The organism is Streptomyces scopuliridis RB72, from assembly GCF_000718095.1.
Classification (GTDB): domain Bacteria; phylum Actinomycetota; class Actinomycetes; order Streptomycetales; family Streptomycetaceae; genus Streptomyces; species Streptomyces scopuliridis.
The window spans coordinates 82,929-97,949 of record NZ_JOEI01000017.1 but is presented as its reverse complement, the minus strand read 5'-3'; the positions used below and the strand labels follow the sequence as shown (position 1 = coordinate 97,949).

Sequence of the window (15,021 nt, the reverse complement as noted above, 5' to 3'; positions counted from 1 at the left end):
CGCGGCAGGGCCGGCGAGGGGCCGGGAACGGTTGAGCGGTCGCCGGTAATGATTTGGCAAAACGGAAATGCGGGAGGGGATTCCGCTGTTGTGGGCCTTCGGAGGGCGTCGCAAACCCTCCTTTCGCCATGCTCCGAATCTCCGCGCGAGAGGACCGTAGACGTGAGCCAGTACGTGTCCCGTATCGCCGGCACGTTCGTGGGACCACCCCGTCTCAGGCTCCCCGGCCAGCACCGCCGGCCACGCCGGATCGCCATGCTCAGCGTCCACACCTCCCCGCTGCACCAGCCGGGGACGGGCGACGCGGGCGGCATGAACGTCTATATCGTCGAGCTGGCGAAGCGGCTGGCCGCCATCGACATCGAGGTGGAGATCTTCACCCGCGCCACGACCGGCGGCCTGGACCCGGCCGTCGAGCTGGCCCCCGGTGTGCTCGTACGGCACGTGGACGCCGGCCCGTACGAGGGCCTGGCCAAGGAGGAGCTGCCCGCGCAGCTCTGCGCCTTCACGCACGGGGTGATGCAGGCATGGGCCGGCCAGCGGCCCGGCTACTACGACCTGGTCCACTCCCACTACTGGCTGTCCGGCCATGTCGGCTGGCTCGCCTCCGAGCGGTGGGGCGTCCCGCTCGTCCACGCCATGCACACCATGGCGAAGGTCAAGAACGCCGCGCTCGCGGAGGGCGACCGGCCCGAGCCTGCGGCCCGGGTCATCGGCGAGACGCAGGTCGTGCGCGCCGCCGACCGGCTGATCGCCAATACGGACGAGGAGGCGGCGGAGCTCGTCCGCTTCTATGACGCGGACCCGGCCAAGGCCGCCGTCGTCCACCCCGGGGTGAACCTGGAGTGTTTCTGTCCGGCCGACGGCCGCGCCGCGGCCCGGGCCCGGCTGGGGCTTCCGCAGGACGCCTTCATCCCGCTCTTCGCGGGCCGTATCCAGCCGCTGAAGGCCCCCGATGTGCTGCTGCGCGCCGTGGCCGTGCTCCTGGAGCGGGATCCGTCGCTGCGCGGAAAGCTGGTCGTGCCGATCGTCGGCGGCCCGAGCGGCAGCGGTCTGGCCAAGCCGGAAGGGCTCCAGAAGCTCGCCGCGCGGCTCGGGATCGCCGATGTCGTACGGTTCCGGCCGCCGGTGGGCCAGACCCGGCTGGCGGACTGGTTCCGGGCCGCGTCCGTGCTGGTCATGCCCTCGCACAGCGAGTCCTTCGGCCTGGTCGCCATAGAAGCCCAGGCGGCGGGCACCCCGGTGGTGGCGGCGGCCGTGGGCGGGCTGCCGGTGGCGGTACGGGACGGGGCGACCGGCTTTCTGGTCCGGGGCCATGAACCGGCGGCCTACGCGCGGGCGCTGCACGAGTTCCTCGACCACCCGGAGCTGGTGGACCGGATGGGCGCGGCGGCCTCGCGCCATGCCCAGTCCTTCGGCTGGGACACGGCGGCGTCGGCGACGGCGGAGGTCTACACGGCCGCGGTGCACGACCACCGGCGGCACGGGCGCGCGCACCACGGCTGACGCACGGGAACGGCGGAGCGCGCCGCTCGCGTACGCCGCCTCCACGGCCGTCGCCCGGCCCACGCGTCGATCACCGCTGACGTACGCTCGCTCCATGGCCGACGCACAGCAGACCTCCCAGGACGCCTCGCAGACGCAGGCGGCGCGGGCCGCGCGGGTCATCGAGCAGACGCTGAAGAACGCCGAGCTGACGTGGGAGAACCCGGAGCCCGGCTCGTACGTCGTCACCCTCCCGGGCACCCGCAAGCTCTCCACGACCTGCTCCCTGCGCGTCGGCCGGCACGCGCTGTCCCTCAATGCCTTTGTGATCCGGCACCCCGACGAGAACGCCGAGGGCGTCCACCGCTGGCTGCTGGAGCGCAACCTCAGGCTGTACGGGGTGAGTTACGCGGTCGACGGGCTCGGGGACATCTATCTGACGGGCAAACTCCCGCTGGCCGCCGTCACCGAGGACGAGATCGACCGGCTGCTCGGCTCGGTGCTCGAAGCGGCGGACGGTTCGTTCAACACCCTGCTGGAGCTGGGGTTCGCGGGTGCGATCCGCAAGGAGTACGCGTGGCGGGTGTCCCGGGGGGAGTCCACCCGGAACCTGGACGCGTTCGCCCATCTGACCCAGGGTCCGTCCGGTCCTTCCGCTCCTTCCGGTCCTTCCGCCTGACCTGCCTGACCGGCCGGCCCGAAATTCCGCTCAACGACTCGGCGTTCGACATCTTCCCGGCCGCCCGGGGCCGTGGCATGCTCACCTCCAGACGCAGACCTGAACGTCGTTCACATACATGGAGGCGGGATCATGTCGATGGAGCCCCGGCGTCAACGTGCCGTCGGCAGACGGACGCTGCTCGGTACCGCGATCGCCGTCGCCGCCACGGCCGGATCGATGGCCACCGGACTCACCGGACTCACCGGAACCGCCGCGGCCGGTGAGCGCAGGCCGCCGAGGACGTCCGCGCTCTGGCGCGAGTTCGCCGAGTCGCCGTACACCCACCCCCAGATCCCGTACGTAGGACGCGCGGGCCAACGCGCCGGCGCGCGAAACCTGCCCCGCTACCGGGTCGTGGCCGATGTCCGCGCGTACGGCGCCAAGGGCGACGGATCCGTGGACGACGCCCCCGCCATCAACCGTGCCCTCGCCGCTGCCGCAGAGCGTGGCGGGGGCACGGTCTCCATCCCGCCCGGCACCTACCGCATCGACGACGTGATCCGGATCGCGCACAGCGGCGTCGTCCTGCGCGGCGCGGGCAGCGACCGTACGAAGCTGTACGCGACCCGGAATCTGACCGAGGTGATCGGCCCCTACGGCAGCCGTTACGGCGGCGACAAGTCCAGCTGGTCCTGGGCCGGCGGCCTCATCTGGCTCTGTCCGCAGGAGCGTTGGGACACGCTCACCACCGCCATCAAGGCGCGGAACTGGCCCTTCGAGGGCTGGACGGGCAACGCGCGCGACGAGTGGCGCACCCTCACCGCCATCGCCCGGGGCAAGCGGGGCGACCGGTCCGTGACCGTCCGGGACGCCTCGAAGCTCAGGCGCGGCCAGTTCGTCCTGCTCCAGCTCGCCGACGACACGGACCACACCCTCCTGGAGCACATGGCGGGCGGCGGCCCCGGCCCCGAGGCGTACGACTGGGCCGCCATGACCAAGCTGACGTCGTACATGCCGTACGAGTGGCCGGTGCGCATCACCGCCGTACGCGGTCGCGAGGTCACCCTGGAACGTCCGCTTCCGCTGGACATACGCCCGGAGTGGGACCCGAAGTTCACCACCTCGGTCACCCCGCTCACCGGGTCGGGAGTCGAGGGACTGACCCTGGAGGCCGTCGAGACCCCGCAGTCCCCGCACCTCCTCGACAAGGGCTACAACGGGGTCGCGTTCCAGTGCGCCTACGACTGCTGGGCCGAGGATGTCGTCGTACGCCATGTCGACAACGGCTTCGGACTGATCGGCGCGTCCGCCTGCACCCTGCGCCGTACCCGGGTCGCGGGCCGCGGCTCGCACCACCCGTACTACTGCCGCGAGGGGTCGCACGACAATCTGATCGAGGACTTCGTGATCGAGCGGCGTACGGTCCCGGCGCCGGCGGGCACGCAGCTGCACGGCATCAATGTCGAGGGGCTGTCCAGCTACAACGTCTGGTCGCGCGGGCGGATGGAGATGGGCACGTTCGACACGCACCGGGGGATGCCCTTCGCCAACGTACGGACCGAGATCACGGTCAGCAACGACGGCCGGCACGGCGGCGACGCGATCGCGGGGCCGCTGTACGGGGCGCGGTTCGCGCACTGGAACGTCACGGTCACCAATGAGCGCGCGGGGCTGATCAAGATCGACGAGATCGCCCCGTACAGCGTGACGGCCGGGATCAGTGAGGTGCGGGAGTTCGACCAGATCGATGTGCCGGACTTCCGGGGCGAGTTGCACACGCGGCTGGAGGCGTACGGCAGTCCCGGGGACATCCGGCCGCGCAATCTGTACGAGGCACAGCGCGAGCTGCGCTGACGCCGTCCTCCCTGTTCGGCCCTCGCGCGGTCGCCGGACGGCCCGCGCCGACCCAGGATCGTTCTGACAGCACAGTGGGCCTGACGTGCGCGGGACGGGTTCGATGGACGACGACGCAGAGCACCGCGATCACCTCGAAGGCGAAGCCGAAGACGGCGAGGCCGAAGACGACGACGGTGAAGACGGCGAGGCCGAAGACGGCGACCGTGAAGACGGGCGCGGGGCCGGGGCCGGGCTGGATCGAAGGCGCTTCCTCGGTGCCGCCGCGGGCGGGGCCGCCGGTCTGGCGCTGGGCACGGTGGCCGGCTGCGACTCCACGGGCGGCGCGGGCGAGGTCTCCGGCGGCACGCCCACCCCCGACCCGAGCGCCGGCGGTACGGACCGTTCGGCCGCCGACGCGGCGGAGCGGAAGCGGCCCGGCAGCCCGGACTGGCGTATCCGCTCGGTGGGCCCGCCCGAGGCCGTCGAGGGCTATACGGACAGGGTGAGCGTCCTGCCGGGCGAGGAGTTCGGGCTGTACGTCTCGACCACCGCGCCCGGCTTCCGCGTCTCGGCGTACCGGATCGGCTGGTACGGCGGGGCCCAGGCGCGGCTGGTCTGGCGCTCCGCCCGGATCGCGGGCCATGCCCAGCGCCGCCCGCTGCTGATCGCCGCGACCCGCACGGTACGGACGGACTGGGACCGTACCGCCGCGGTCCGTACCGACGGCTGGCCGGAAGGCGCGTATCTGCTCCGGCTGGACGCGGAGAACGGGCACCAGCGCTATGTCCCGCTGATCGTCCGCTCGGCGAGCGCGGCGGGCAGGACGGTGCTGATGCACGCCCCCGCGACCTGGCAGGCGTACAACCTGTGGGGCGGCTCCAGCCTTTACGAGGGCAACGACGGCGCGTACGCGACGCGTTCGTTCGCCGTCTCCTTCGACCGGCCGTACGACAAGAGCGGCGCGGAGAAGTTCCTGGTCTACGAGCGCGCCCTCGTGGTCCTCGCGGAGCGTCTCGGCATTCCGCTCGCGTACACCACGGGGGCGGACGTCCATCTCGCCCCGTCCGTCCTGCGGGACGCCACGGCCGCGGTCTCGCTCGGGCACGACGAGTACTGGACCCCGGAGCAGCGCCTGCATGTGACCCGGGCGCGCGACGCCGGGACCAATCTGGCCTTCCTCGGCGCCAACACCTGCTTCCGCCGGATCAGGCTGGAGAAGGGCTCAACGGGCGCTGTCCGCACGGTGGTCTGCTACAAGACCGCCTACCGGGACGACCCCTATCTGGAGGCCCACCCCGAGATGGCGACCACCGACTTCCGGGTGCCGCCCGCGGCCGACCCGGAATCCTCCCTGACCGGCGTCCTGTACGAGGGCTTTCCGACCGACGCCCCCTATGTCGTCCACCAGGCCGACCACTGGCTGTTCGCGGGGACGGGGGTGAAGCGGGGCGAGTCCTTCGACCACCTGGTCGGGGTGGAGTACGACCGGGTCACGCCGGGGCAGCCGGCCCCGGCGCGGCTGGAGATCGTCGCCCACTCCCCGCTCGTCTGCAAGGGGCGCGCCGGCCACGCGGACTCCGCGTACTACACCGTGCCGAGCGGCGCGGGCGTCTTCGCGTCCGGGACGATGCGCTGGGTCGAGGGGCTGATGGCCGGGACGCGGGAGAACGGACGTAACCACGGGCTGGACGCGCGGACCGGGGCGTTCGTCACCCGCACGACCGAGAATGTGCTGCGCGCCTTCGCGAAGGGCCCGGCCGGGCGGACGATGCCGGAGCCGAGGGACAACGTACGGAGTGTGTACGGGGACACGGCGACGGCGTGACGGGCGAAGCGCCACCGGCTACGCGATCCCGGCCTCCGGAGCGGTCGTCTTCACCGGTGCCTCGGCCGTCGCCGCCGGCGGCACCCCTTCTGCCCCTTCCTTCTCCTCTACCAGATCGGACAGGCCCCGCATCAGCAGCCAGTACCCCGCGCCCGCCACCGTCCCCAGGACCGCGCACGCGCCCCAGAGCCACGCGGCGCCGAAGCGGTCGATCACAAGGCCGGACATCAGCGGGGCGACCAGGGCCGCCACCGACCAGGACATGGTGTACATGCCCTGATAGCGCCCCCGGCCATGGACCGGCGAGAGCCGTACCACCAGGCTCGTCTGGGTGGGGGCGTTGACTATCTCGGCCATGGTCCACACGCACACCGTCAGCGCGTACACGGCGATCGACCCGGCGAACGCCGTCAGACCGAAGCCGTATCCCGCGAGCACCGACGAGACGATCAGCAGCCGGCGCGGGTCGCGGTGCTGGATGAAGCGGGTGACCGGGATCTGCATGACCACGATCAGGACGCCGTTGACCGCGATGGCGAAGCCGTAGTCGGCGCTGGTGAATCCGTCCGCCCCCATCGCCACCGGCAGCCCGACGAAACCCTGCTGGAAGATCAGCGCCACGACGAAGGAGAGCGTGACGACGCTCATGAAGCGGCCGTCCCGCAGGACCGTCCCCATCCCGGTCTCCGCCTCGGACGCCGCGCCCGCTCCAGTCCCCGCTCCGGCCCCCGCGCTCTTCCCGGCAGTGGCGCGCGCCGGAGCCCCGGCCGGCCCCCGTTCCGGTCGGGACTCCGGCAGTTTCAGGAAGACGAGTACGGCGCAGACGAGCGTCATCGCGGCCTCGCCCAGGAACCCGGCGAGATAGCTGTACTGCGCGACGAACCCCGCGCCGGCCGACGAGATCGCGAACCCCAGGTTGATCGCCCAGTAGTTCAGCGAGAACGCCCGCACCCGGTCCTCGGGCTTCACGATGTCGGCCATCATCGCCTGCACGGCGGGGCGCGACGCGTTGGAGGTCATGCCGACCAGGAACGCCACGGCCGCGATCGCGACCGGCTCCCGCATGAAGCCGAGCAGCGCGACGGACACGGCGGTGGACGACTGCGCGATCAGCAGCGTGGGCCGACGGCCGAGCCGGTCGGTCATCACCCCGGCGACCAGCGACGAGATGACCCCGCCGAGCCCGTGCAGCGAGGCCACCAGACCCGCGTACGAGGCGGAGTAGCCCTGGTCCAGAGTGAGATAGAGCGCCATGAATGTAGCGACGAAGGCGCCCAGCCGGTTGACCAGTGTGCTGGTCCACAGCCACCAGAACTCCCGGGGCAGCCCCGAGACGCTCTCCCTCACCGCGCGTCTCATACCGGCGGCCGACGCGGCGGCCGATGTGGCGAAGGACATGCGGAATCCCCCCGGAAACAGCGGTAGCGGCCGGACGGCCCGGTAAGCGGCCGATCGGCCAAGGGCAACTTACGTACCGCGGCTCCAAGACCGCCACTCAATTGACGGCGGACGTCAATCGAAGCCCGTTCGGCGGGTCCATTAGGCTTTGGCCCATGGCCGACGCACCGTACAAGCTGATCCTCCTCCGCCACGGCGAGAGCGAGTGGAACGCCAAGAACCTGTTCACCGGCTGGGTGGACGTGAACCTCACCGACAAGGGCGAGAAGGAAGCGGTCCGCGGCGGTGAGCTGCTCAAGGACGCCGGCCTGCTGCCCGACGTACTGCACACCTCCCTCCAGAAGCGCGCCATCCGCACCGCGCAGCTCGCGCTGGAGGCCGCGGACCGCCACTGGATCCCCGTCCAGCGCTCCTGGCGGCTGAACGAGCGCCACTACGGTGCGCTCCAGGGCAAGGACAAGGCCCAGACGCTCGCCGAGTTCGGCGAGGAGCAGTTCATGCTGTGGCGCCGCTCGTACGACACCCCGCCGCCGGCGCTGGAGGACGGCACGGAGTTCTCGCAGAGCGACGACCCGCGCTACGCCACGATCCCGAGCGAGCTGCGTCCGCGCACCGAGTGCCTCAAGGACGTCGTCGAGCGGATGCTGCCGTACTGGTACGACGCGATCGTCCCGGACCTGCTGACCGGCCGTACGGTCCTGATCGCCGCCCACGGCAACAGCCTGCGCGCGCTGGTCAAGCACCTGGACGGGGTCTCGGACGCCGACATCGCGGGCCTGAACATCCCGACCGGCATCCCGCTCGTCTACGAACTGGACGCCGACTTCCACCCGGTCACGCCGGGCGGCACGTACCTGGACGCGGACGCGGCGGCCGCCGCGATCGAGGCCGTGAAGAACCAGGGCAAGAAGAAGTAGCCCACCCCGCGCGCTCCGCGTGAGCACCGCGCGAAAGGGCCCTGTCCGCGATGCGTCGCCGGACGGGGCCCTTCGGCCTAACCGCAGCCGCCGCCGCACTGGCAGGAGCCGCCCGACTGGCAGCCGCAGCCGCAGCCCGAGCCGCAGCCGCATGCGCCGAGGACGGGCAGACGGGTCACTGGGGCAGGGGCCGCGGGGGCTTCCTGCTGGGGGACGTGGGTAGGGGAATCGGCCATGGGATCCTCCTCGAAGGCGTGCGTGGATGGCGCCTGGACGAGTAAGTCCGAAGTCCCGTCTGCCCGGGGGCGGACGACGCTCGGACTTACTCGTCCAGCCCATTGCATGCCCAGAGGGGCGGGCGCATCAACGGCGCATGCGCGCAGGCGCTGCCGCGCGCTCCTTCGCGCCGTTCCTCTGTCCCGAGCGCCGCTCAGTGCTTCCCGGCGCCGATTCCACGTTCACCGCCTCCGATTCCACGTCGCCCCCGTGCCCGTCGGACAGGGCTTACGCCCCTTCGACCGGCGTGTCCACCGGCTGGATCTCGTCCGCGTGCTCGCCCGTCACCAGGAAGACGACCCGCTTGGCGACCGCCACCGCGTGGTCCGCGAACCGCTCGTAGTAGCGGCCCAGCAGCGTCACGTCCACCGCCGTCTCGATGCCGTGCTTCCAGCGGTCGTCCATCAAGTGCTGGAAGAGCGTGCGGTGCAGCAGGTCCATCTCGTCGTCGTCCTGCTCCAGCTGGAGCGCCAGCTCGACATCCTTGGTGATGATCACCTCGGCCGCCTTCGCCATCAGGCGCTGCGCCAGCTGACCCATCTCCAGGATCGTCGCGTGCAGATCGTGCGGCACGGGCGAGACCGGGAAGCGGAGCCTGGCCAGCTTGGCGACATGCTGCGCCAGGTCGCCGGAGCGCTCCAGGTCGGCGCTCATCCGCAGTGACGTGACCACGATCCGCAGATCGGTCGCGACCGGCTGCTGTCGTGCCAGCAGCGCGATGGCTCTGGCCTCCAGGTCGTGCTGCAGGTCGTCGACCCGCTGATCGGCGGCGATCACGCTCTCGGCGAGCTTGAGATCCGCGTCCAGCATGGCCGTGGTGGCCCGCCCGATGGCGGAACCGACCAGCCGGGCCATTTCGACCAGGTCCTCGCCTATCGAGTCCAGTTCCTCGTGGTACGCGTCCCGCATAGGGTTGTCCCTCTCTTCACGTTCCTGCCCGGGGCCGGGGGCCGGGGGCCGTGCCCCCACGCTCCCACGTTCCGGCCACTACGCGTCGTGCTCCTCCCTCCCAAATGAACCGGCACTTTCTCCTCGGTGAACTCTGGGCGACGAGTGTCGGAGGAGACACCCCGATGGCTGGGAGAGTGTCCGTGGCCGCGCATAACCTGGGATACATGGACGTGAACGCGGCGGTCGCCGCATTGGCAGCGATCGCCGGGGTGTGCACCGGCGTGATCGCCATGCTGGCGTTTCGCTGGAGCGAACGCGACCAGGCAAGACCGACCCGTACGTCCCTGCACACGGATGCCGTACTGCCCCCGGGCGTCGACACCGTACTGTCCGTGCTCCGTTCCTCCGCGGTCGTTCTCGACGAGAGCGACTCCGTGGTCAAGGCCAGCTCGGCGGCGTATGCGCTGGGCCTGGTCAGGGGCGGCAAGCTCGCTGTCGAACCGATGCTGCACATGGCGCGCGACACCCGGCGCGACGGCGAGATAAGACAGGTGGAGCTGGATCTCCCCCGGCGCGGTACGGGCCGGGGCGAGGCCCTGGCCGTCTCCGCCCGGGTCGCCCCGCTCGGCTCCCGCCTCGTCCTCCTTCTGGTCGAGGACCTCACAGAAGCCCGCCGTATCGAAGCGGTACGGCGCGACTTCGTGGCGAATGTCAGCCACGAACTCAAGACTCCCACCGGCGCGCTCTCCCTGCTCTCCGAGGCCGTGATGGACGCCTCGGACGACCCCGAAGCGGTCACCCGCTTCGCCGGCCGCATGCAGATCGAGGCGACCCGGCTCACCAATCTCGTACAGGAACTCATCGACCTCTCGCGGGTGCAGAACGACGACCCGCTGGAGGACTCGGAGTCCGTACGGGTGGACGAACTGGTCGCCGAGGCCATTGACCGGTCCCGGCAGCCCGCGTCCACCAAGCAGATCACCATGGCCTCGGGCGGTACGGCCGATCTGCATGTATGGGGCAACCGCGGCCAGCTCGCCGCCGCTCTCGGCAATCTCGTCGAGAACGCTGTCAACTACTCCCCGGCCCGCACGCGCGTCGGTATCGCCGCGCACCGCGTCTCCGCCACGGGCGGGGACCTGATTGAGATAGCCGTGACCGATCAGGGCATAGGTATCTCCGAGAAGGACCGCGAGCGGATCTTCGAACGCTTCTACCGCGTGGACCCGGCCCGCTCCCGGGCCACCGGCGGTACGGGGCTCGGCCTCGCCATCGTCAAGCACGTGGCCGCCTCGCACGGCGGGGAGGTCACCGTATGGAGCTCCGAAGGCCAGGGCTCCACCTTCACCCTGAGGCTGCCCGAGGCGGGCGCCGGACGGGACCGTACATCCACCGGCCCGGACGAAGACGACCGGCGCTATGACACTGACCCCAGCATCGAGCTGGATCCCCCGACCGTGATTCCTGCCCCGGAGGTCCTTCCGTGACCCGAGTGCTCGTCGTCGAGGATGAGGAATCCTTCAGCGACGCCCTTTCCTACATGCTCCGCAAGGAAGGCTTCGAGGTCGCGATCGCGACCACGGGGCCCGCGGGGCTCGACGAGTTCGAACGCAACGGCGCCGACCTCGTCCTGCTCGACCTCATGCTGCCCGGCCTGCCGGGCACCGAGGTCTGCCGCCAGCTGCGTGGCAAGTCCAATGTCCCGGTGATCATGGTGACCGCCAAGGACAGCGAGATCGACAAGGTCGTCGGCCTGGAGATAGGGGCTGACGACTATGTCACCAAGCCCTTCTCCTCGCGGGAGCTGGTCGCCCGTATCCGCGCGGTCCTGCGCCGTCGCGGCGAGCCGGAAGAGGTGACCCCGGCCGCTCTGGAGGCTGGTCCGGTCCGGATGGACGTGGACCGCCATGTCGTGACGGTCTCCGGCGGCAAGGTCGACCTGCCGCTGAAGGAGTTCGACCTGCTGGAGATGCTGCTCCGCAACGCGGGCCGGGTGCTGACCCGGATGCAGCTGATCGACCGGGTGTGGGGCGCGGACTACGTCGGCGACACCAAGACCCTGGACGTCCACGTCAAGCGGCTCCGCGCCAAGATCGAGCCCGACCCGGGTGCCCCGCGGTATCTGGTGACGGTCCGGGGCCTGGGCTACAAGTTCGAGCCGTAAACCGGCCCCGCCGGACCCCGTCCGGACGGAGTCCGGCGCAGCGCTCCGAAGCCCGTGGGGCCCCCTGGGGCCGAGCGGTGCGAGGGGCGCGGATGGAGCGGGGTTCACGTGATGTGTCATGCGTGGCTGTGGTGTGGCGCCCTGCCCGGATCCCGGACAGGGCGCCACAGCCATGCCTAGTGTGAGGCGGACGCGGAGTCCGACGGCGTGTCCGACGGCGTGTCCGCCGTACCGCCCGGCCGGCCGCTCTCGCCCTCGGCGCCCGCGGCGGGCGTCCCTGACGAGGATCCCGAGGGCGTCCCGGACGGGGTCGGGGACGTGCTCGGGCCGACGTCCTTGAAGAAGCTGTTCGCCGGCCAGACGAAGGCGCGCAGCCCCACGTCGCCGGTCCTGCTGAACGTGAAGACGACCTGCTGCGCGTCGCCGTTCTTCGTGGCCTCGTGGCCGTTCTCGATCACGGCGGAGGCGTTGCCCGCGCCACCGAGCTGGACGGAGCCGTGGGACGGCACGGTGACCGGGCCGGAGCCCTTGGCCGGGGAGAGCTTCACCGTCGCGCTGGTGCCGGGCAGCGTGACCGAGTCAAGGGTCTGCGCGATCCCGCCGTTGTTGAAGACCGTGCCGGTGACGACCGCTGGACCCGCCGCGTTGGCCTCGGGCTGGGTGACGACCGTCGCGTTCTGGATGGTGATCGCGTCGACGGAGGTGGCGGCGTTGTCCGGCCTGACACCGAGGGTCTGCGCGTTGTTGCCGGCACCGCACGCGGAGAGCGTGGCGAGCGAGAACACGAGGGCGGTAGCGGCGAGGGCGCCGCGTCGAAGGCTGCGGCTCACGGCGGCGGCAACTCCTAGGACGTACGGACGGAGGGGCTGAGGACGAGCTGACCAACCTGAGATCGGGCTAAAGGAGCGTCAGCGGCCCTCAGGTTACCGAGCCGTTGTCGCGGCCTCGCACCCGACCCGCCCCCTACCGGTTCCGCCCGGTCCTTACCGCGCCGAGCGCACCGGATCATCCTGCTGATCACAGCCCGGATCATGCCCCGGATCACGCCCCGGATCACCCTCTGATCGCCCCCCGGATCGGCCACGTGATCGCGGTCTTTCGCATGCCGTTCACATAATGCCGGTGATCAATTTCTCCGGCCGCCACACATTCCTTACGAATACCCAGTGGGAGGCCATGGTGATCAAATTCAGAATCCCTCGTACTTCCGCTGTACTTCCGTCGCACTTCCCGTCGTACGAGTGCCCGACATCCGAACGGAGTACAGGAAGTCCGACCCCTGGAATCCGGCAAATCGGGACGTTCGACCTCTTCGGGAGGCGTTCCGCGACAGGTGACGCGCGTGTTTCCGGGTGCCCGTGCAGCCGCTCCGACCTGCGAATACCTCGTTCCGGAAGCCGCTCGCAGCACGTTCCTGGCGCTGTTGTCAAGCCCCGAGATGCGCCCTGACCTGCGAAAACGCCATTCAGAAGATGCCATTCTCGTGTTACCCTGGATAGCCACGGAAGGGGTACCTGTCACATGACGTTCAAGGTTGGCGACACCGTGGTCTATCCCCATCACGGGGCCGCGCTGATCGAGGCCATCGAAACTCGCCAGATCAAAGGCGTGGACAAGACCTACTTGGTGCTCAAGGTCGCCCAGGGCGACTTGACGGTGCGTGTACCGGCGGACAATGCGGAGTTCGTCGGCGTGCGCGATGTGGTCGGTCAGGACGGGCTGGACCGGGTCTTCGAGGTGCTCAGGGCACCGTACGCAGAGGAGCCGACGAACTGGTCCCGTCGCTACAAGGCAAATCTCGAGAAGCTCGCCTCCGGCGATGTCATCAAGGTCGCCGAAGTCGTGCGTGACCTGTGGCGCCGGGAACGTGAGCGCGGACTCTCCGCGGGTGAGAAGCGCATGCTCGCCAAGGCGCGGCAGATTCTTGTCAGCGAGCTGGCTCTCGCGGAGAACACGAATGAAGACAAGGCCGAGGCTCTGCTCGACGAGGTCCTCGCGTCCTGAATATCTTGACGCAGTGAAGCACTGAATGCCGTGGTGCCCGCTGACCAGCTATGAGGAAAAGGCTGCGTCGCCGGGCGCTGCGGCATGTCCGTATACCCGCATCCCGTCCGACATTCCGTATGCATCCCCCGTACACATTCACTTGTCGTGATGCACGCAACACGCATGTATCGCGTCGCGTCATGTCCCCGCGGCCGGCGCGGTACGTCTCGACCCGGTGTCACGGAAGGGTCCCGGTCAAGGCGTCGCGCCCGGCACGCTGTGGCCATACCCATGTCGGCCGAGGAAACAAACCTGCCGGAGTGCAACCGATGTCAGAGGAAGCCAGGCCCCACCGCACCGCCGCGGTGATCCCCGCCGCAGGCCGGGGCGTACGGCTCGGTCCCGGCGCCCCCAAGGCGCTCCGCACCCTGGGCGGCACACCGATGCTGATCCACGCCGTCCGCGCGATGGCCGCGTCCCGTGCCGTCTCGCTCGTCGTCGTGGTCGCGCCGCCCGAGGGCGCCCCCGAGGTGAAGAACCTCCTCGACGAACACGCGCTGCCCGAGCGCACGGACTATCTCGTCGTACCCGGCGGCGAGACCCGCCAGGAGTCGGTACGGCTCGGTATCGAGGCCCTGCCCGACGGCATCACCACGGTCCTGGTCCATGACGCGGCCCGCCCGCTCGTGCCCGTCGACACCGTGGACGCCGTGGTCGAGGCCGTACGCGACGGAGCGCCGGCCGTTGTGCCCGCGCTGCCGCTCGCGGACACCGTCAAGCAGGTCGAGCCCCGGGAGAAGGGCGAGCCGGAGCCGGTCGTCGCCACCCCCGAGCGCGCGCTGCTGCGCGCCGTACAGACCCCGCAGGGCTTCGACCGCGAGACGCTCCAGCGCGCGCATCGGAGCGAGACGGCGGTCGGTGAGGGCGCGACGGACTGCGCCGGTATGGTCGAGCGGCTCGGCGCGCCCGTGGTGGTCGTACCGGGACACGAGGAGGCGTTCAAGGTGACCCGGCCGCTGGATCTGGTGCTGGCCGAGGCGGTACTCGCCCGGAGGAGGGCCAACGATGGCTTCTGACATTCGGCCGCCGGTGGCCGTGGCGCTGCCGCAGGTCGGTATCGGCACCGACATCCACGCCTTCGAGGAAGGCCGCGAGCTGTGGTGCGCGGGCCTGCTCTGGGAGGGCGAGGGCCCCGGGCTCGCCGGTCACTCCGACGCGGACGTCGTCGCGCACGCGGCCTGCAACGCGCTGTTCTCCGCCGCCGGCCTCGGCGATCTGGGGGCCCATTTCGGCACCGGCCGCCCCGAGTGGTCCGGCGCGTCCGGGATCACCCTCCTCACGGAGGCCGCGAGGATCGTCCGGGCCGGGGGCTTCACGATCGGCAATGTCGCCGTACAGGTCGTGGGCGTACGGCCGAAGATCGGCAAGCGGAGGGAAGAGGCGCAGAAGGTCCTGTCCGCGGCGGTCGGCGCGCCGGTCGCGGTCTCCGCCGCCACCTCCGACGGGCTCGGCTTCACGGGCCGGGGCGAGGGGCTGGCCGCGATCGCCACGGCGCTGGTGGTACGTGGCGGCTGACCCGGCC

Annotated in this window: 13 protein-coding genes; 10 read left to right on the top strand and 3 right to left on the bottom strand. The window is 70.6% G+C overall.

The genetic code is table 11. The features are described 5' to 3' along the window. Positions 1 to 162: 162 nt before the first annotated feature. The 4 genes from mshA to IF11_RS0121990 all read left to right on the top strand — a co-directional run bounded on the left by mshA (position 163) and on the right by IF11_RS0121990 (position 5,807). Positions 163 to 1,506: a D-inositol-3-phosphate glycosyltransferase gene (mshA, locus tag IF11_RS0122005; protein ID WP_030353396.1), complete on the top strand. Its 1,344-nt coding sequence runs from the start codon at positions 163 to 165 to the stop codon at positions 1,504 to 1,506. 94 nt (positions 1,507 to 1,600) lie between these two features. Next, positions 1,601 to 2,164 (top strand): type III secretion system chaperone family protein, encoded by a 564-nt coding sequence (locus IF11_RS0122000; protein WP_051746126.1) that lies wholly within the window; start codon positions 1,601 to 1,603, stop codon positions 2,162 to 2,164. 132 nt (positions 2,165 to 2,296) lie between these two features. Further along, positions 2,297 to 4,000: a glycosyl hydrolase family 28-related protein gene (locus IF11_RS0121995; protein ID WP_030353394.1), complete on the top strand. Its 1,704-nt coding sequence runs from the start codon at positions 2,297 to 2,299 to the stop codon at positions 3,998 to 4,000. A gap of 103 nt (positions 4,001 to 4,103) precedes the next feature. Beyond that, positions 4,104 to 5,807, top strand: a complete 1,704-nt coding sequence (locus IF11_RS0121990; RefSeq protein ID WP_240627497.1) for a N,N-dimethylformamidase beta subunit family domain-containing protein — start codon at positions 4,104 to 4,106, stop codon at positions 5,805 to 5,807. Positions 5,808 to 5,825: 18 nt separating this feature from the next. On the opposite strand, the gene IF11_RS0121985 is transcribed toward IF11_RS0121990, so the two are convergent. Continuing rightward, a complete protein-coding gene (locus IF11_RS0121985) occupies positions 5,826 to 7,205 on the bottom strand; it encodes an MDR family MFS transporter (protein ID WP_051746125.1) in 1,380 nt (459 codons plus the stop codon). A 155-nt stretch (positions 7,206 to 7,360) separates the two neighbouring features. Between IF11_RS0121985 and IF11_RS0121980 the strand changes: the two genes are divergently transcribed. Then, the gene (locus IF11_RS0121980; RefSeq protein ID WP_030353391.1) at positions 7,361 to 8,122 is read left to right on the top strand and encodes a phosphoglyceromutase; all 762 of its coding nucleotides are present in this window, start codon (positions 7,361 to 7,363) and stop codon (positions 8,120 to 8,122) included. A gap of 504 nt (positions 8,123 to 8,626) precedes the next feature. Here the strand turns inward: IF11_RS0121980 and phoU are convergent. Continuing rightward, on the bottom strand, positions 8,627 to 9,307 hold the full coding sequence (gene phoU, locus IF11_RS0121975) for a phosphate signaling complex protein PhoU (RefSeq protein ID WP_030353390.1): 681 nt from the start codon (positions 9,305 to 9,307) through the stop codon (positions 8,627 to 8,629). Between the two features lie 206 nt (positions 9,308 to 9,513). Here phoU and phoR point away from each other — a divergent pair, with 206 nt between their 5' ends. Continuing rightward, complete coding sequence (gene phoR, locus IF11_RS0121970; RefSeq protein WP_030353389.1) at positions 9,514 to 10,776, top strand: two-component system sensor histidine kinase PhoR; 1,263 nt, start codon at positions 9,514 to 9,516, stop codon at positions 10,774 to 10,776. A 5-nt stretch (positions 10,777 to 10,781) separates the two neighbouring features. Beyond that, positions 10,782 to 11,453 carry a two-component system response regulator PhoP gene (gene phoP / locus IF11_RS0121965; RefSeq protein WP_023540733.1) on the top strand — a complete coding sequence of 224 codons (672 nt, stop codon included), beginning with the start codon at positions 10,782 to 10,784 and terminating at the stop codon, positions 11,451 to 11,453. Between the two features lie 176 nt (positions 11,454 to 11,629). Here phoP and IF11_RS0121960 read toward each other — a convergent pair whose 3' ends face one another. Beyond that, positions 11,630 to 12,283 (bottom strand): copper chaperone PCu(A)C domain-containing protein, encoded by a 654-nt coding sequence (locus IF11_RS0121960; RefSeq protein ID WP_030353387.1) that lies wholly within the window; start codon positions 12,281 to 12,283, stop codon positions 11,630 to 11,632. 691 nt (positions 12,284 to 12,974) lie between these two features. Between IF11_RS0121960 and IF11_RS0121955 the strand changes: the two genes are divergently transcribed. From IF11_RS0121955 to ispF, 3 genes are all read left to right on the top strand, one after another. Next, positions 12,975 to 13,457: a CarD family transcriptional regulator gene (locus IF11_RS0121955; protein WP_003953493.1), complete on the top strand. Its 483-nt coding sequence runs from the start codon at positions 12,975 to 12,977 to the stop codon at positions 13,455 to 13,457. A 311-nt stretch (positions 13,458 to 13,768) separates the two neighbouring features. Then, entirely contained in the window at positions 13,769 to 14,515 is a 747-nt protein-coding gene (gene ispD, locus IF11_RS0121950) for a 2-C-methyl-D-erythritol 4-phosphate cytidylyltransferase (protein ID WP_030353386.1), read from the top strand. After that, positions 14,505 to 15,014, top strand: coding sequence for a 2-C-methyl-D-erythritol 2,4-cyclodiphosphate synthase (ispF, locus tag IF11_RS0121945; RefSeq protein WP_030353385.1), 510 nt, complete (start codon positions 14,505 to 14,507; stop codon positions 15,012 to 15,014). Before ispD ends, ispF begins: the two co-directional genes overlap by 11 nt. The last annotated feature ends 7 nt before the right edge of the window (positions 15,015 to 15,021 follow it).